The following is a 17,600-nucleotide window of genomic DNA, read 5'->3' on the forward strand; positions in this document are numbered from 1 at the left end:
TCTAGAGTATCTATTGCTCATCAGTCCCTAAAATAGCCTCACCCACTGATTTGTTACCTCTTTTAGAGGTACTTAAACCAATGTTCTGACATGTTTACTTCGAATTAATAATAGACATCCTAGTAAAATTTTAGACAATCGGAAAAATAACGCCAGTTTGCCTTTACGAAAAAAGCAAACCGGCTGCTTTAATTACTCAGTTGTAGCCAACGCATTGCGGTCGTAGAGAACCTTATCAATCAAACCATATTCCATCGCTTGGGTAGCACTCATAAAATTATCACGCTCCGTATCACGCATAATTTGATCGGGTGTTTTCTTGGTGTGATTTGCCATAATGCTATTCAAACGCTCGCGCACCGCCAATGTTTCTCGCGCATGGATTTCAATATCCGTTGCCTGACCTCGATACCCACCTAACGGTTGGTGAATCATAACTCTTGAGTTGGGCAAACAGAAACGCTTCCCGTCAGCCCCGGCACATAGCAATAACGCTGCTGCGCTGGCTGCCTGGCCAATACATAATGTACTGACATCCGGCTTAATAAACTGCATGGTATCATAAATCGCCAAGCCAGCAGTAACCACCCCACCCGGCGAATTAATATACAAGGCAATGTCTTTCTCTGGATTCTCGGACTCCAAAAACAACAATTGAGCCACTACCAGGTTAGCCATATGATCTTCAACTTCACCTAAAAGAAAGATAATTCGTTCTTTCAAAAGTCGTGAGTAAATATCATAAGAGCGCTCACCTCTGGAGGTTTGCTCAATAACCATCGGCACTAACCCACTGGCACTTCTTATTAAGTTGTCTGCATAACCTGACATACTTACTCTCCTTTATTCTCAGCGTCCTTTTTAGGGTTCATGACATCTTCGTAGCCCATTTTTTTGCGCTTAAGTTTAGCATCTTCACTGATTTTTTCAGCAACAACTTCTTCCATAACCAGTGCTTCTATTTCAGCCAGGCGCTCTTTACTACCTTGATACCAAGCACGCAATTCATCAGGGCTTTCATAAGCACTGGCAAATTTTTCAATCATTGCATCAACACGCGCTTTATCAGCAACCAATGCATGCTTCTTCACGTATTCAGAGAACAGTAAACCAAGATGAACACGCTTTTTGGCTTGCTCTTCAAACAACGCCCGTGGGAAATCAGGTATCTTCTCATCCTCGGAATGCTCGTGACCAAAAAGACGATGGTACATATCATGCTTTAAATGCTCGATTTCTTTATCAATCAGAGCCATTGGCAGATCAAATTTATTTAGCTCCATCAGTTTATCAAAAAGCTTCTCACGGTTCATCGAGCTTACACGGCGTTCTAATTCACGAACCATGTTCTCTTTGATATCTTTTTTGAGAGCATCAATACCACCCTCTGTAATATTAAATTTCTCAGCAAACGCTTGATCTAATTCCGGTAATTTACCTTCCATGACTTTCTGGATGGTAATTTTGAAAGTTGCCTCTTTACCCGCCAATTCTTTGTGGCCATAATCTTTTGGGAAAGTTACTTTAATATCAAAAGGCTTATCTTTTTTACCGCTGATTATACCGTCCTCAAAGCCTGGAATCATTGCGCCAGAGCCAATAACCAGTTCATGTCCTTTAGCACTACCGCCTTCAAAGGCTTTATCATCAAGGAAACCTTCAAAATCAATGACTACTTTATCGCCTTTAGCCACTGCACGTGAAACCTCGTGCCACTCTTTGTTTTGCTCACGCAATTTTTCCAGCATATCAGATACGTCGCTATCTTTGACTTCAGCATGGATAGTTTCGACTTCTGCCTGATTCAATTCTGTAATGGTAAATATTGGAAATACTTCGAAGACGGCGGTATATTTAAAGTCTTTCCCTGCTTCAAGCTGCTCAGGCTCAACAAAGGGTGACCCAGCGGGAACCAGCTCGTTTTTTTGCAACGCTTCAAATAACGTTGATTGCATCATTTCTCGGGCTACTTCTTCACGGACGCTATGTGAAAAACGGCTCTTTACCAAACTGAATGGAACTTTACCAGGGCGGAAGCCATCAACTTTTACTTTACGAGCAAGATTGTGGAGACGCGTGCTCACTTCTTCCTCTACTTTTTCGGTTGGTACCGAAACTGTTATTTTACGCTCCAAACCTTTCAAGGTCTCAACAGAAACTTGCATCTAGTCACCTCTCGGAAATTATCAAGTAATGGTGCGAAAGGAGAGACTCGAACTCTCACGGGTTACCCCACTGGAACCTAAATCCAGCGCGTCTACCAGTTCCGCCACTTTCGCAAACAGGGTGGAATTATCAAACAGTATAACTGTCTTGTAAAGACTCAGGATGAATCTTAAGGATAAGATGGCTAATCGACTCTGAAGTCTGGGGTGAACGATGGGACTCGAACCCACGACAACCGGGATCACAACCCGGGGCTCTACCAACTGAGCTACGCTCACCATATCATTCTTGCCAACTTTGTTTTAATCAGGAATTCTGCTCTAAGGCTGGCACGCCCGGCAGGATTCGAACCTGCTACCCTCGGCTTAGAAGGCCGATGCTCTATCCAGATGAGCTACGGGCGCAAACTGAAACTGGTCGGGGTGGAGAGATTCGAACTCCCGACATCCTGCTCCCAAAGCAGGCGCGCTACCAGACTGCGCTACACCCCGTTATTAACCCGTCCCCCGAGGACAGAGCGCAATAATACCCGCAGCGACTCTGGAGGTCAATAGGACTTTTGAGATTTCTACTATCTTGGCAATGACGCACTGATTTTCTGTCCTGGGATGCTCGAAAATGTGCGCGTAACCACTCAAGCTGGTGCAATATCCGCCTTCTATCTTTAATTCGTTAAGATAAAAATCCATTCTATTCTATAAAGACTATTGATGGAGTGCCTTTTCAGTTAGCATTAACCTATTCTCTCAACTGTATTTAGCTCGCTATGAAAATACAACTTTTGCCTTTGTTTGATAGTTTAGACAATCTCCACAAGAACCAAGACAATGTCATCCTTCCGGCCCAAGACTATCAACAGGATTTCTATCATAGTCTGAACTTTCTCAAAAGTTATGCTGGCAGCCAGGGAACTTTCAATAGTTATCGCCGCGAAGCCGAGCGATTGCTGCAGTGGTGTTGGCACATTAAGAAAACCACTTTATCTGCATTAAAACGCGATGACATCGAACAATTCGTCCGCTTTTGCCAAAATCCTCCCCAAACCTGGATCGGCCTAAAAAAAGTACCACGATTTATCGAAAAAGAGGGGAAACGGATTCCCAACGCAGAGTGGCGTCCTTTTGTAGTAACACAATCCAAAGCTGCGAGAAAACAAGGGGGCAATTTATCAATAGAGCAATTTAATTTATCGCAAGGTGCTGTGCAGGAAATATTTGCCATTTTAAGCACCTTCTTTAATTTCCTGATTGCCGAAGAATACCTGGTTTCCAATCCAGTCGCATTGATTCGACAAAAAAGTAAATTTATTCGTAAACGCCAACAAAATGCGCCTGTCAGGCGGCTTAGTCTGACACAATGGGAAGCGGTCTTAGCCGCTGCCGATAAGCTGGCTGAAGAGGAGCCGGAAAAACATGAGCGCACCCGATTTATCTTGAGTATGCTCTTTGGCATGTATTTACGCATTTCAGAACTCGCTGCCAGCGAGCGCTGGATCCCCTGTATGAATGATTTTGCCAAAGATAGCAATGGTCATTGGTGGTTTACTACTGTTGGCAAAGGCAACAAGGAAAGGCAGGTTGCGGTTAGTGAGGCTATGCTCGCCAGTTTAATGCGTTGGCGGGGTTTTTTAGGCTTGTCCCCTTTGCCCTCCCCTGCCGATAATTCGCCGCTTATTCCAAAAATTCGCGGTGTAGGCCCCATGAGTGACACAGCGCCTATTCGCCGTCTGGTGCAGCTATGCTTTGATTTGGCTGCAGCCCAATTACGTCAGCGCGGTCAAGCAGAGGAGGCCGATAATTTAGGTGCAGCAACCGTTCACTGGTTAAGACATACGGGAATCTCCGAAGATGTAAAAATCCGCCCACGCGAGCATGTACGCGATGATGCCGGCCATAGCTCAAGCGCCACAACTGATCGTTATATTGATGTTGAAATGCAGGCGCGTTATGAATCAGCGCGCAAGAAACAAATTGAAGTCAATGAAAATGAATGAAAAGGTTGTCAATTTGAAGGTGTTCGCCTGATTGTAGCTGGTAGCCTTGATGCAGCGCAGCGTACTCAAGGCTCACTTGCCCGAGCACATTTCCCTGTCATCTCGGGCTTATCGAGAGAATTCTCACTTTAAATCACGACGGGCGGGCATCAATCAATTCGATATTATTGATTGCTAACGGTTCAGCGAGAAAAATTTCCCCGACCGCCTGAAAGCGCTTGATAGAATCCGTTACCAAGTAACTTATTTTAGTTTCTGCAGATTGATTGGGATTAAGCAAGGCCGCTTGCGCCAGTACCTGCTGAAGTGCTTTTGCTGTTGCATCAGCCGAATCAACCACCGTGACACCATCGGGCAACAACGAGGTTAACAAGGATTTAAACACAGGAAAATGGGTACAACCCAAGAGTAAGGTATCTTCCTCGTTAAAATCGGATAAATAATGTTTTAACGCTTCTCGCGCAATGGCATTATTTACCATCCCTTCTTCAGCCAAGGCGACCAATACGCTACAGGCACGAGCTGAGATAGCAGCCTGGGGTAATTGCTCGCAAATCAACTGTTGGTAAGCATTGGAAGCAATCGTCGTTTCGGTAGCTAACACAGCGATACGGTGATTTTTGGTTGCTGCAACAACCGCTGCAGCCCCAGGCTTTACGACACCCAAGACAGGCATATCGGGAAGCATGGCTTGTAAATGGGGTAAAGCCGCTGTAGTGGCCGTATTACAGGCAATTACCAAGGCTTTTATCTGCCTCTCCACCAAAACCCGCGCCATTTGCAGGGCATACTGCTGCACTGTATCCGGGCTTTTAGTCCCATAAGGCAAGCGTGCTGTATCGCCCAAATAAACGAACGACTCACAAGGTAAGGCTGCCTTAAGAGCACGTAGTACCGTCAACCCGCCCATTCCTGAGTCAAAAACCCCGATAGGTAATTTATTCTTATTCATTTTATCCCTGTTTAATACTATCCACCCAGTTTTGGCGTTGTTTTCGAAACCACAACCGGGGTCTGATTAGACTGCTCTACTTCCCTTAACACCTGAACGCCTCCTTTAAACATTTGAGAGAGTTTAATAAGATCTTGAGTGGTTTGTGCCTGGGGTTTTTTATGACCACTAGCCTCTGTAAAAAAGGATTCCGCCTTAGTCAGTGCAGGACTTCCTTTAAAGCCTGTTTCATAAAGTGATTTACTGGATAACCCGTAGAAAGTACCCTTTTCATTCTCAGGCTGAAATGCCCCCGATATCACCTTAATTGCATCCGGGCCAAACGCCATATCCGGATTCGCCTTGCCCATCGCAACCAGACCAGACCATAAGTAACGTAACTCATCATGATCTGTTCCATCCAGGATAATCCGATTATCTTTATTCGGTGCATCATGTAAACCTGCCAAAATTTGGCAGGCCATTGCCATAGAAAAATTGACGCGTGCCTCATGCAAAGCTTTATCACTGGTTGGTGGAGGTCCTGGCAGCTTTTGCGGAAAGGCATTGACAGTTAATTTAATGCTTGGCAAGTATTCCATCGATCCGTCTTTACCAGGCGTTCCCCTGTCTGAGCCTCGTTGCTCTAGAAATCCTCCCGTAAGCCTGTCATTAGGGTGTGTTGAATCTCCTCCATAGGAAATACGGTGGGGGCGCACCATCCCTTCAGCGACTACAGGTACAGCATGGTAGTACGCTGGCCTACTTCCACCTGTCGCTGACATAGTCGATCCCCCCCCAGCAGGGATAGTCTTCTGACCTCTCCAATCTGGTTTAAAAAACTCCGCCATCTCTGAAACGGGGCGATCTGGTCCACACTCACTTTCGAAGTGAAATCGGATGTCTTGCTTTCCTGCTTTTGCTTCTTCCACTGTTTTCACAAGACCTTTTTGCATCAGGGGATTAGGATTAGCAGGATCTCCTCTAAGTACTTTTTGTATTTTTTGATAATGCTCCAGCTCTTTTCCAACGAGATTCCCTTTATCTATTAACACCTTGCGATAGGCCTCAATATCACGTTTTTGAGCATCACCTCCAGGACTGGGTAAAGCAGCCACGGCAGTCTGGGATGGTAAACTTGCTAATTGCTCATCAATCACCGCTTTCTGATGGGCCAATTGCGTAACGAAAGCATCACAACCTTTAGCAAATTGTAAAAATTCCGGCCCTAATTTTTCGGCATTCTGTTTAGCAGCAGCATGGAAAGCAGGATTAAACCAGTCAATCGACTTCGTATTACCGAAGCGCTCCAATTGCTGCCGTACCTTATCGTCTGCTTTCTTCATTTTCGCAAAGAGATCAGTAACTGTGTCGAGCTCTCTTTTTTTGTCACGAAGATCAGCTGCGTAGGTACCATTATTCAATATAATTTGGCGACTCTGTTCACGCTTTAATTGTTTGAAAACTTCTGGCGTTAGTTGTTGTTCAAAGTTCTGCCCATTAAGCATTCCATGGTAAGGCTTCGTCCTCGCAGTAGTGATAAAATTCTCAAGAGATGGGGCTGCGTTAAGATCAGCTTTCAAGGCGTCAAATTGCCCATCATCGAAACGATCGTTTGCTTTTGGTAACGCCGCACAAAAAGTAATCAGACGATAGTCAGGAGCATCGGTATTCAATCCTCTCGCTTTCGCAATCATGTGAGCGTTACGACCAAGTTGCTGGTTCAATGGTGTTCTGAGGAGCGCATAGTCGCCTCCAGCCAAAAAATCATGATTCCCACCAGCATTCAAACCAAACGCACGATAGAAGGATTCTGGAACCACTCCTATAATACCCTGTATCGCCTTAACCGTTTCTACATAGTTACTGTTGGCCCCACCGTTATTATCGAATATATTTCGCAAACCATCAGCACCCGGATGAGCATGGAGTATATTGTTAATATCGCGAATTTTTCCTGGATTAATGTCTACGGGTGGCGATTGTTGCGCAATAATCCTGGCAATCTCGGGGCTAGCAATCTGATTAATAAGATACAATCTGTAATTTTCTTCTACAAATGGCTTCACATCAATCGCTTCACCCAGAATGTCTTTCACTACACGTTCAGCTTCTCGTTTAGCAAGCTCATCGTGTGCATCCTGAACATTCAGCAGAGCCTTCATCACTTCTGGTTTGCTCAATAATTCCTGCTGCTTGTTCAAGGGTAATTGTTTTACCAAAGCCAATAATTCTGGATGTGCTTCTGCACCGAATTGAGCAGTCGCACTAATTTGACGGGTTAGGGCTTTTTCAGAGGCCAGGGCTTGCAGATGTGCTCTGGAATCCTTATTCACCCAACTGTACTCAGTTATGCCTATTGTTCGCAGGGCATCAGTGAACTCAGTGTCAGTTTTTGCTGTAGCCAGTGCTGTTAGTTGCGCTGTAGGTCGAGCATCTGGAAATCTATTTACCAAATCGGTTACTACACGTTCCTGCAGTATTTGTTTTTCTTTTGGTGGTAAGACTCCCACTAATGTCTGCAGAGGGTTACCACCAACATGATTGGGGGTATCATTGACAATCGCCGTTATATCATCGTAATTGGTGTTGGCATTAATTGCTAACGCATTCCTGACTACTTTTTCAGCACCCGCATAAGCGCGGATCTGTTGAGCGAATCCTGCGGCGGGATCTCCGCCTGCTGTTAAATCATCGGCATCATTAACATTCCCCATTAAAATCCGAACGCCATCCCTTACATCATTAATTCCTCCCCCAGAGGCAACCAAGGTATCCAGAGCACCAACATCCATTGTGCGTAAAGGTGTTGAAATATAACCCAATAAGGCTCTCTGACGTATCTCTGTAATTTTTTCTGGTGTTAAATACGCATCAATTTTGGTAGAAGGTATATTTGTCGGGAGATTCGCCTTCATGTAGGCCTTGAGATTAGCATAGGTGCCCGTACCATCTACTGTAGCCAAGGCTTTCAATTGAGCAGGACCAGCTGCAAGCAATCTTTTTTGTACTTGAGCAGCAACAACAATGTCATCGACACTACGAAGATTATTAAGCGCTTCACGAAATGCTGGGCTGGTGCTGAAACCAAAAGCTGGCTTGTCAGTTAAAACTTGCTTCACTTGTTCTTTTGTTGTTGCTGCGATTAAGGCATCTAAAGCAGCTGGATCTTCACACTGTGCGATTTTTATTTTAAGTGCCTGCAAAGCCGCAGTTTGGCGCAAAATGGGCAAAGAAGTGGGAGTAATGGCGTGATCCACAAAATTATTAGCATCTCCAGGATGCCCACCCGCTAAATCAGGATGTGTTTTTAGCACCCTCGCAAAATCAGCGACACTCCCCTGTGCAGCAAGAGCTGCCAAATCGTCGACTCTAGGTGCCCCTAATTGAGGCAGTTTAGCCAATAAAAAACGTTGGCCAAGCTGGCCCTTGGCTTTGTTAACTGCAGCATCATCTAATAAAACCTCACCAGTATAAGGAACACCAAAATCTCTTTTGAAATTGGCGGGAGTTTCATTCAACGTCGCTAATATTGCAGGCGTCCCTATCACATCTGGCGTTATTTCATTAATCGCTAATGCTAAACCTTTCTCAAGCGCAGCTTTCTTAACGATATCCGTAAAACCTGTAGCAACAGTCAGATTAGCTGCAGTGGGTGCAGTTAAATTCCATGGAGCTAGTTGCAATTTTGCCTGAAACTGCCCATCTCCGAATGCTGCCTCAGCAATGAGTTCTTTAATCTGAGCTTCAGTAGCCACCGTATTCTTGATTTTGTTGAGTAACAGCTGTTCTTTTGCTTGAGCTTTAATCGCGTCTATTGCTGGGTCAGTTAAAAAATTCTGCGACGTAGGATCCCAAGGGCCTGGCTGAGAAAGCGAGGTTAAATCACCAAAGACTGCAGGTTTAGTAGCAAGCTTGGCACGCGCATTATTCGCATCATTGTTAATAAGATCTACTAAAAATGCTTCATCTAAGGTATGACCCAATCCTTTTAAACCGGCCTGGACCCTTCTTTGTGTCACAAGTTTGTGTAACTCTGCAAAACTCTGTCCGGCACCAGCACCAGCTAAAGTTAAAAAATTATCATCATTGACGGGAGGCGGAACTACAACCATGGCGTTAAAGCCATGCCAAAAATCCTTTTTCGCAAGAATCGCTCCTCTAAAACTAGCGGCCGTAGCAGGATCGGCCTTCATCAGTGCATCCAGAGCAGCAATGGCACCTCCTCCATCAGGACGGCTGATTATAGTATCATCTCGAAGGGCAGCTAAAAGTTCCGCATTTTGGATAGGCATGGATAACTCCGGAAGTCATATACGATCATTTTAAACATAAAATCTTAAGCAGTCCTTAAACTTTGCATGATTTTTGCGAAAACAACTTGAATTGTCTCTAAACTCATCTATTTTAAGAGTATAGCAAGCAATTGGACAAGGGAATGAAGAGACACTTTTGCTTTGTTTTGGCCTTGGTACCTACAACCGTTTTTGCCCAAGGATGTATTACAGGCAAAGTATCGGAGAAACCCAGTTATGTCTGTGTCGATGGGCGTTCGCTCAGCCGAACAGGAGGGGGGTTAGTCTGGCAAGCCAAGCGCGGTTGTTTCATGAGCCGCATTCCCTGTTGTAATTATGATGCAACCCACTACAGTTACTCAGCTAATCCCGGCTATGTTTTTTCTTCCTACAATCGCTGCCGCCAAGGCTATCCTTTCCATCTGGGAGAGATGCAGACCCATTAACTCAATGATTTATGCAAATGTTGCCTCGAACGTGGAGTTTTGCGTAAGCCCAGTAACGACTTTTGCAGCGGGTTGTAATAGATTCTCAACATAGGCAATCGTTGCTTGATAACTCACTATCAACAATATCGCTACCAGCAACCAGATCATCGTACTGGTCACGTAAGCATGCTTAAAAGACTGATATGTTTTTTTCTTCAACCAGACATGAAGTGCAAAAACAGGAAGAATGGAGCTAACAAAGAGAATAAGAACCTTGGCCACACTGGAAGCACCCGTTTGAAATGGTAACCAACCAGCAAACAGCGTGACGCAACCTTGCAAGATGGTTTGAAAATGCAACAACCCCCATAACACCCAATGTTCATAATAAACAATCAAAGCCGTCGTTAAAATAAGAGGTAACAGGAGTTTCATCCCGCGAATAGCAAATAATTTTTTAAAAGCATTGCCAAACTCTTGTGAGAAAAACACCACAATTGAACAGCCTACAACGATCAAAGATAAAACGACCATATCCATTTCTGTGCTTATCCCCTCTCTTCAAGTGCTTCCCAGCGGGCATAAAGTTTAGTTAACTCTGTTTCGTCTGCCGCTAATTGTTGGGTATGCGAAGTAATAATCTGGGTTTCTTGCTGATAAAAATCAGCTTCAGCCATTCTTGTTTGTAAAGCAGCAATTTTTTGCTCCAGGCGCTCAATTTTCTGGGGCAGTTGGCTTAATTCCCGTTGCTCATTGAAGCTTAACTTTGTTGAAGCAATAGTAGGTTTAACTGCTGTTTTAACCGGGGCCTGTTCACGCCGCTCTTTTTTCTGTCTGCGATAATCATCATAACCACCGACATATTCATTAAAGACGCCCTCTCCTTCATGAACCAGTACGGAAGTCACGACTTGATTAATAAACGCGCGATCATGGCTAATTAACAATAAGGTACCAGGATAATCCATTAACATGCTTTCCAATAATTCCAGGGTTTCAATATCCAAATCATTGGTCGGTTCATCCATGACCAGCAAGTTAACTGGTTTGGCAAATAGCTTGGCAAGTAATAAGCGATTACGTTCGCCGCCGGAGAGTGTGGCAACCTGCTGATTAAAACGCTCGGATGGAAATAGAAATTCCCGCAGATAAGTCGCCACATGTTTTTGTTTGCCATTGATGGTTACGTAATCAGCGCCTTCTGCTACATTGGCCATCACCGTCTGTTGTTCATCCAGTTGACGGCGTAATTGATCAAAATAGGCGATTTCCAGAGAGGTTCCTTGTCGAATTGTCCCAGAGTCAGGGCTCAATTCTCCTAAAAGCAAACGGACTAACGTGGTTTTACCACAACCATTTGGACCAATAATGCCAATCTTGTCACCACGGGTCAGTAACAGTGAAAAATCGCGCAGCAAGGTTTGGCCTGCCACGGAAAAATTAACCTTATTCGCCTCGATAACCAAAGAACCTGAACGTGATACATCCAAGGTTAATGCTTGTACCTTGCCTAATTGCGCGCGGCGGGCTTTGTATTCTTCTCGCATTGCTTTTAACGCGCGTACACGTCCTTCATTGCGAGTACGGCGAGCTTTGATACCAGTGCGAATCCATGTCTCTTCATCTGCCAGACGTTTATCAAATAAAGCATTTTGCTTTTGTTCACTTAACCGTAGTGCTTCACGCCGGTCCAAATAAGTCTCGTAATCACATTCGTGGCTGTAAAGCTTGCCGCGATCAATTTCGACAATGCGATTAGCAATCTGGCCCAAAAATTCACGATCGTGCGTTACAACCAGTAAACTGCCCGTATAGGTTTTTAGATAAGATTCCAACCATTCAATGGCATTCACATCCAAATGGTTTGTAGGTTCATCAAGTAACAAGAGATCAGGTGCAGCAATCAGGGCTGCAGCCAACAAAGCCCGCCGTTTCATGCCCCCTGATAAACGACTCATTTGCGCCTGCGGTTCAAGACCTAAACGACTTGCCATCATGTCTACCCTAGGTAGCAAATCCCAGGCATGCAGATTATCCATTTGCTGCTGACATACAGCTAACCTGGCTAAATCATTGGTTGTTGATAAATGATGGAATTGCGCAAGGACCTCCCCAACTTCACCCAAACTTTTTACCAAAAAATGGTAAACGGTTTCTTCACCGCTTATGGGAACTTCCTGAGTTAAACCAGCAACGCGTAACCCGCCAAGTTTATTAAGTTGCCCACTGTCAGGCAGCAGATCGCCTTGCAATAAACGCAACAAAGTCGATTTACCAGCGCCATTTCGTCCCACCAAGGCAATACGCTCCTGCGGCTGGATCTGCCAATCAACTGCATCAAGCAAGCAATTGCCAGCAAGTTTTAAGGTTACCCCATGAAGAGAAACTATACTCATACACACTCATCGCTTTTTTAGAGCTGTTGATACTTTCCTGATGTGCTTATATTTTGGTTGCTATCCTTCTAGCTCAACAACTCTTTATCTAAACTCAATAGGATCAGGACTTACGCAACCTCCGATCCCCTTCGTTAAAATTTTGCTTTTAATTCGGTCATTTAGTCAGGCTAAACTCTCTCATTAAAATCCCATTTTGCCTCGACTTCACCATCTTTCGTAAGTCCCGAGGGTAAGTCACTTTTTTATAATTAACTGTTTATCCTGCTGTGATAAATTAAACTGGGACAACACATTCATACCTAATAAAATCGTGTCATCATCACTGCCCGGTACAATTACTGCCTTAACGTTATTTAAGGTAAACCTGGCAAAACTTAGTTGTTTCAGGCGAGTCAAAGTCCCTGGCTGTTTGGATACTAATTGGATAACGGCCCTGCAACTGCAACTTGGTAGCTAGCCCTTGGGGTATGGCCACCAAAGTAGCCCCTGTATCCAATATAAATTTAACCGGATAATCATTAATGGAACCATCGATGTAATAGTGTCCCTGTTCATCAGCAACAATCGTGACGGCTCCATGAGTGATTTGGTAGGAACCTTGTTCCTTCTCACCGTAATAATAAAAAAATAAAAGCAATAACCCAAAAAACATCAACCAGGCAATGAGAAACATCCAACGCCCGGTTTGGGTATATTGCTTATCAACCACGTCCTTAACCTTGAACTGATGCAGGTAAAACCATCACTCCATCGATTTCTACCTGCGCTCCACGCGGCAGGGCACTTACTCCAATTGCTGCCCGGGCTGGATAAGGTTCATCAAAATAACGCGTCATTGCTTCGTTAACCAAAGGAAAATGGTTGAGATCAACCAGATAAACAGTCAACTTAACCAAATTCGCCAAACTGCCACCTGCCGCTTTACAAACAGCATCCAAGTTATCAAAAACCTGATTAATTTGCAGGCGAATTTCATCGCTGCATAATTGCATGGTTTGCGGATCAAGCGGAATCTGCCCCGATAGATAAACAATATCGCCACAACGAACTGCTTGACTATAGGTGCCAATCGCTGCTGGCGCTAACGCACTGTGAATAGGTTGCATCAATTAATCTCCCTGCTTTTTACGATATAGGCGCATCACCACTTTATTAGCACGCAAACGACGCATCACTCGTGCTAAATGAGTTCTGTCACGCACACTGATGGAAAAAGTCACTCCATTATGCCGCCCATCTCGTGGATCGACATTAATATTACCAATATTAGATTCCGCCTCAGAAATTGCTGTTGCTAATGCAGCCAAAACACCGCGCTGATTAGCGACTTCAACGGTAATATCTACCCAAAACTCACCTTGCACCTGGTCATCCCAGCGTAAAGAAACCAATTGTTCGGGGTGATTTCGCCCTTGATTAATGTTAGGACAATCACTGGCATGCACTATAATACCGCGACCTTGCTGAAAACGCCCAACAATATTATCGCCTGGTATCGGTTGGCAACAATCAGCGAAATGAACCACCATCCCTTCAGTGCCTTTAATAGCCAAAGGACCACTTTTCGCTGTTTTATCAAGTTCACTATTTTCCTGACTAATCACCAGCCGTTTGGCTATAATCATTGGCATCTGATTGCCAATACCAATAGCATAAAGTAACTCATCGGCTGATTTATAATTCAGATCATGTAACAAGGCTTGCAAAGACTCTGGCGGTACCTTGGCATAATCACTGCCTAACTCAACAAGCGATTGTTCCAGCAAACGTTTGCCCAAGACAATCGATTCCGTATGTTGCTGACTTTTCAAGAAATGACGTATGTTACTGCGCGCCTTGCCAGTCACCACAAAATTAAGCCAGGCAGGGTTAGGACGAGCACCAGGTGCTGTAATAATTTCGACTGTCTGGCCATTCGTTAATGGAATACTCAGTGGAACCAGCCGACGATTGACTTTGGCGGCAACACAACTATTTCCTACACCGGAATGCACTGTATAGGCAAAATCAACGGGTGTAGCGCCCTTGGGCAATTCCATAATATGGCCTTTTGGGGTAAATACGTAAACTTCATCCGGGAATAAATCAATTTTAACGTTTTCAATAAATTCCAAAGAATTTCCTGTGCTGCGCTGCATTTCCAACAAGCGCTGTACCCATTCACGCGCACGTAATTGGGCTTCATTCACTTCCAAGCCAGACGATTTATAAATCCAGTGGGCAGCAACCCCGTTTTCAGCAACCTTATCCATGTCGCGAGTACGTATTTGTACTTCCAGGGGAACCCCAAAGGGGCCAAATAAAGTGGTGTGCAGGGATTGATAACCGTTGGCTTTGGGAATCCCGATATAATCCTTGAAACGTTGTGGCACCGGTTTATAAGTTTGGTGTAAGGCTCCGAGAACCCGGTAACAGGAATCAATATCCTCAGTAATCACTCGAAAAGCAAAAACATCGGTTATTTCAGTAAAAGAAGCCTTTTTTTGCCGCATTTTGCGATAGATACTATATAAATGTTTCTGCCGACCAAAAACATGCTCATAGGGAATATTGAGTTTCTCCAAGGCCTGCTGCAAATCCTGTTCAATTTTTTGGGTTAGCTCACGCCGATTACCTCGTGATTTTTCGACTGCTGACTTAATAGCCCTATAACGCATGGGATAAAGTGCTTGAAAGCCCAAATCCTCAAGACCAATATAGATAGCATGCATCCCCAAACGATTGGCTATGGGGGCATAAATTTCCAGGGTTTCGATCGCAATGCGTCTTCGCTTTACCGAGGGCATTGCTCCTAAGGTACGCATGTTATGATAACGATCAGCGAGTTTCACAATAATGACGCGGATATCTTTCACCATCGCTAAAACCATTTTACGGAAATTTTCCGCCTGGGCTTCGGCGCGGGATTCAAATTTGATTTTGGTAAGTTTGGTTACTCCATCGACTAACGCAGTAACATCTTCACCAAATTGCTGGGTTAAATCATCTTTACTAATGGAGGTATCTTCAACCACATCATGGAGTAGAGTGGCCATTATCGTTTGATAATCCAGGCGCATACGGGCTAAAATCAACGCAGCGGCAACCGGATGGGTAATGTATGGTTCACCTGAGCGACGCATTTGGCCGCGATGTGCTTTTTCAGCGACCAGATAAGCTTGATAACATTTTTCAATAAGCGGTTGCTCAAGGTAGCATTTAAGCTCTTCGTCTAACTCCTTAAAGTAGCTCACACAACACTCCCTTCAACTACCGCTGAATTTATTTGGGCTAATGCCCCCGGATACAACATTGAGTTCTCTCGTCAATTTTCTAATGGCTTGGATCAGCTTGTTTTAGCGCGGTAAAACAACCTTGAAACATCAGTATAAAAACACCCTTGTTTCACCATTATAGTAAAATTGACCATCAAAACCAGAGGCCCTGACATTTCGCTAGCTTGAGTCGAAAAGCGTTGATTTACGAGCATCGTAGCACAGTTTACGTGAGAGTAAATGCGCAGCAAAGCGCAGGAAATCAATGTTTATCGACCAAGAGAGTAGAAATGTCAACAGACTCTAGTCTTTGTCCAGGATATCCGGCTTGATTAACCCTTCAGCAATTTCCCGCAAAGCAACCACAGTAGGTTTATCATTTTCCCATTCCACCATGGGTTGTTCGCCACGAACAGCTATCTCACGAGCACGTTTGGTAGCCACCATGACTAACTCAAACCGGTTTGCTACATGCTCTAAACAATCTTCTACGGTTACACGTGCCATACACCTCTCCTCCAGAACTTAAAAAAGATACCAACTTGGAGCCAAAATAGTCTATTTTACTGCGATGCCATCAAGAATGAAAGTAATTTTCCTTGCTGATTGACTTGACGAGCCATTCGGAGCCGGTTTGCAATGACTATGGCTTGTAACTCAGCCGCTGCTTTGTTGAAATCATCGTTGACTATCAGATAGTCGAATTCCGAAAAATGGCTTAGTTCATCCTGCGCCCGCCGCATACGGCTGGAAATAACCTCTTCATTATCCTGACGCCGGTCTAAAAGACGCTGTTTAAGGGTCTCCAGTGCAGGTGGTATGACAAAGACAGAAACAGCATCAGGAAAAATATCTTTAATTTGTTGGGCACCTTGCCAATCAATGTCCAAAACCACATCAATTCCTGCCTGGAGACGGGTATTTATCTGCGCTACGGAAGTACCATAATGATGATTAAATACCAGGGCATGCTCTATAAATGCATTGGCTTCTATCATGGCCAGAAATTGCTGTTCATCAACAAAAAAATAATCCACCCCATCTTTTTCACCCGGTCGTTTTTTACGGGTAGTATGGGAAATAGAGACTTCAATTTCAGGGAGTGAAGTGACTAACGTTCGCACCAAACTGGTTTTCCCTCCCCCCGAGGGAGCAGCAACGATTATTAAATTACCTGCATAAGCATCGGCCATGGTCTTACTCTATATTTTGAATTTGTTCACGCATTTGCTCAATTAACACTTTCATTTCAACAGCGCTCTGGGTCAGAGCAACCGACTCTGATTTTGAACTCAGCGTGTTCGCTTCCCGATTCAATTCCTGCATCAAAAAGTCCAGGCGGCGTCCAATCGCTTCCTCACGTTGCAGCACTTTTTCTACTTCAACCACATGCGTTTGCAACCTGTCCAGCTCTTCAGTCACATCCAAACGAGCCAATTGCAGAGCAAGCTCTTGTTCTACACGCGTCTTATCGACCTCCAGTTGCAACACATGCAACCGAGTCAGCAATTTGTCTTTTATTTGTTCAGTAAGGGGGGCAACCAATTGCCACGCCACTTTAATTTCATCCTGTAATTTATCTAAACGACTTTGTATATGTAATCTCAATGCCTGCCCTTCGGACTTTCTTACCGCCAATAACTGGGCCAAGGTTTCCTGAAATAATAACTCCACCTGTTGGCTTAATGCCTCCTGATCAGATTGGGAGGTTTGTATCACCCCAGGCCAGGATAAAATGGTACTTAACGTTAAATCATTAGGTAATTGCCTAGTCGTCGCCAACTGATTTCCTGCCGCAATCAGACTGTTGATCAGGCAGTCATCAATACGTATGGATTGGGCGTCTGTTGTACTACTCTGGAACTTAAGTTGACACTCCAATTTACCACGACTTATTTTTCCACGCATCATTGAACGTAAAGAAGTTTCTAAAAAACGGAAGACTTCCGGCAAACGAAAAGATACATCCAGATAGCGGTGATTCACTGACTTGATTTCCCAGCACAGAATACCTGCATCGAGCTGTTTCTGCACTCTGGTAAAGGCGGTCATACTATAGGTCATAAAAAATACTAGTAAAATTTAACGTTGGGCGACTATAAACTAAATTTGTACAAATGCAAGCCCAGGTGCA

At 44.3% G+C, this 17,600-nt stretch carries 13 protein-coding genes, 4 tRNA genes and 1 pseudogene; 2 read left to right on the forward strand and 16 right to left on the reverse strand.

The annotated features are described in order from the left end of the window. Nucleotides 1–192 precede the first annotated feature (192 nt). The 6 genes from clpP to Lfee_RS11360 all read right to left on the reverse strand — a co-directional run bounded on the left by clpP (nucleotide 193) and on the right by Lfee_RS11360 (nucleotide 2,657). Nucleotides 193–831 carry an ATP-dependent Clp endopeptidase proteolytic subunit ClpP gene (gene clpP, locus Lfee_RS11335; protein WP_058446905.1) on the reverse strand — a complete coding sequence of 213 codons (639 nt, stop codon included), beginning with the start codon at nucleotides 829–831 and terminating at the stop codon, nucleotides 193–195. A 2-nt stretch (nucleotides 832–833) separates the two neighbouring features. Continuing rightward, complete coding sequence (tig, locus tag Lfee_RS11340) at nucleotides 834–2,165, reverse strand: trigger factor (protein ID WP_058446907.1); 1,332 nt, start codon at nucleotides 2,163–2,165, stop codon at nucleotides 834–836. 29 nt (nucleotides 2,166–2,194) lie between these two features. Next, nucleotides 2,195–2,279 (reverse strand) — tRNA-Leu (locus Lfee_RS11345). Between the two features lie 89 nt (nucleotides 2,280–2,368). Next, nucleotides 2,369–2,444 (reverse strand) — tRNA-His (locus tag Lfee_RS11350). A 49-nt stretch (nucleotides 2,445–2,493) separates the two neighbouring features. Continuing rightward, nucleotides 2,494–2,570 (reverse strand) — tRNA-Arg (locus tag Lfee_RS11355). A 10-nt stretch (nucleotides 2,571–2,580) separates the two neighbouring features. Continuing rightward, nucleotides 2,581–2,657 (reverse strand) — tRNA-Pro (locus Lfee_RS11360). A gap of 275 nt (nucleotides 2,658–2,932) precedes the next feature. On the opposite strand from Lfee_RS11360, the gene Lfee_RS11365 reads away from it, so the two are divergent. Beyond that, the gene (locus tag Lfee_RS11365) at nucleotides 2,933–4,159 is read left to right on the forward strand and encodes a tyrosine-type recombinase/integrase (RefSeq protein WP_058446908.1); all 1,227 of its coding nucleotides are present in this window, start codon (nucleotides 2,933–2,935) and stop codon (nucleotides 4,157–4,159) included. Nucleotides 4,160–4,292: 133 nt separating this feature from the next. On the opposite strand, the gene murI is transcribed toward Lfee_RS11365, so the two are convergent. Both murI and Lfee_RS11375 read right to left on the reverse strand, forming a co-directional pair. Further along, nucleotides 4,293–5,111, reverse strand: coding sequence for a glutamate racemase (gene murI, locus Lfee_RS11370; protein ID WP_058446910.1), 819 nt, complete (start codon nucleotides 5,109–5,111; stop codon nucleotides 4,293–4,295). Between the two features lie 17 nt (nucleotides 5,112–5,128). After that, the gene (locus Lfee_RS11375) at nucleotides 5,129–9,385 is read right to left on the reverse strand and encodes a hypothetical protein (RefSeq protein ID WP_058446911.1); all 4,257 of its coding nucleotides are present in this window, start codon (nucleotides 9,383–9,385) and stop codon (nucleotides 5,129–5,131) included. 143 nt (nucleotides 9,386–9,528) lie between these two features. Between Lfee_RS11375 and Lfee_RS11380 the strand changes: the two genes are divergently transcribed. Then, nucleotides 9,529–9,831 carry a hypothetical protein gene (locus Lfee_RS11380; protein WP_058446912.1) on the forward strand — a complete coding sequence of 101 codons (303 nt, stop codon included), beginning with the start codon at nucleotides 9,529–9,531 and terminating at the stop codon, nucleotides 9,829–9,831. Between the two features lie 9 nt (nucleotides 9,832–9,840). Here the strand turns inward: Lfee_RS11380 and Lfee_RS11385 are convergent, their stop codons facing one another. From Lfee_RS11385 to Lfee_RS11420, 8 genes and pseudogenes are all read right to left on the reverse strand, one after another. Beyond that, nucleotides 9,841–10,353, reverse strand: a complete 513-nt coding sequence (locus Lfee_RS11385) for a hypothetical protein (RefSeq protein ID WP_058446913.1) — start codon at nucleotides 10,351–10,353, stop codon at nucleotides 9,841–9,843. Between the two features lie 8 nt (nucleotides 10,354–10,361). Next, the gene (abc-f, locus tag Lfee_RS11390; protein ID WP_058446914.1) at nucleotides 10,362–12,209 is read right to left on the reverse strand and encodes a ribosomal protection-like ABC-F family protein; all 1,848 of its coding nucleotides are present in this window, start codon (nucleotides 12,207–12,209) and stop codon (nucleotides 10,362–10,364) included. 237 nt (nucleotides 12,210–12,446) lie between these two features. After that, nucleotides 12,447–12,885: pseudogene (locus Lfee_RS11395) on the reverse strand (retropepsin-like aspartic protease family protein). 40 nt (nucleotides 12,886–12,925) lie between these two features. Beyond that, nucleotides 12,926–13,318, reverse strand: a complete 393-nt coding sequence (locus Lfee_RS11400) for a RidA family protein (RefSeq protein WP_058446915.1) — start codon at nucleotides 13,316–13,318, stop codon at nucleotides 12,926–12,928. Between the two features lie 3 nt (nucleotides 13,319–13,321). Next, nucleotides 13,322–15,445: a bifunctional GTP diphosphokinase/guanosine-3',5'-bis pyrophosphate 3'-pyrophosphohydrolase gene (gene spoT / locus Lfee_RS11405; protein ID WP_058446916.1), complete on the reverse strand. Its 2,124-nt coding sequence runs from the start codon at nucleotides 15,443–15,445 to the stop codon at nucleotides 13,322–13,324. Between the two features lie 324 nt (nucleotides 15,446–15,769). Continuing rightward, nucleotides 15,770–15,973, reverse strand: a complete 204-nt coding sequence (gene rpoZ / locus Lfee_RS11410) for a DNA-directed RNA polymerase subunit omega (protein ID WP_019216259.1) — start codon at nucleotides 15,971–15,973, stop codon at nucleotides 15,770–15,772. 56 nt (nucleotides 15,974–16,029) lie between these two features. Continuing rightward, entirely contained in the window at nucleotides 16,030–16,659 is a 630-nt protein-coding gene (gmk, locus tag Lfee_RS11415) for a guanylate kinase (protein WP_058446918.1), read from the reverse strand. A 4-nt stretch (nucleotides 16,660–16,663) separates the two neighbouring features. Continuing rightward, a complete protein-coding gene (locus tag Lfee_RS11420) occupies nucleotides 16,664–17,530 on the reverse strand; it encodes a YicC/YloC family endoribonuclease (RefSeq protein WP_058446920.1) in 867 nt (288 codons plus the stop codon). Nucleotides 17,531–17,600 lie beyond the last annotated feature (70 nt).

Origin of the sequence: Legionella feeleii (assembly GCF_001467625.1) — a bacterium.
GTDB classification, from domain to species: domain Bacteria; phylum Pseudomonadota; class Gammaproteobacteria; order Legionellales; family Legionellaceae; genus Tatlockia; species Tatlockia feeleii.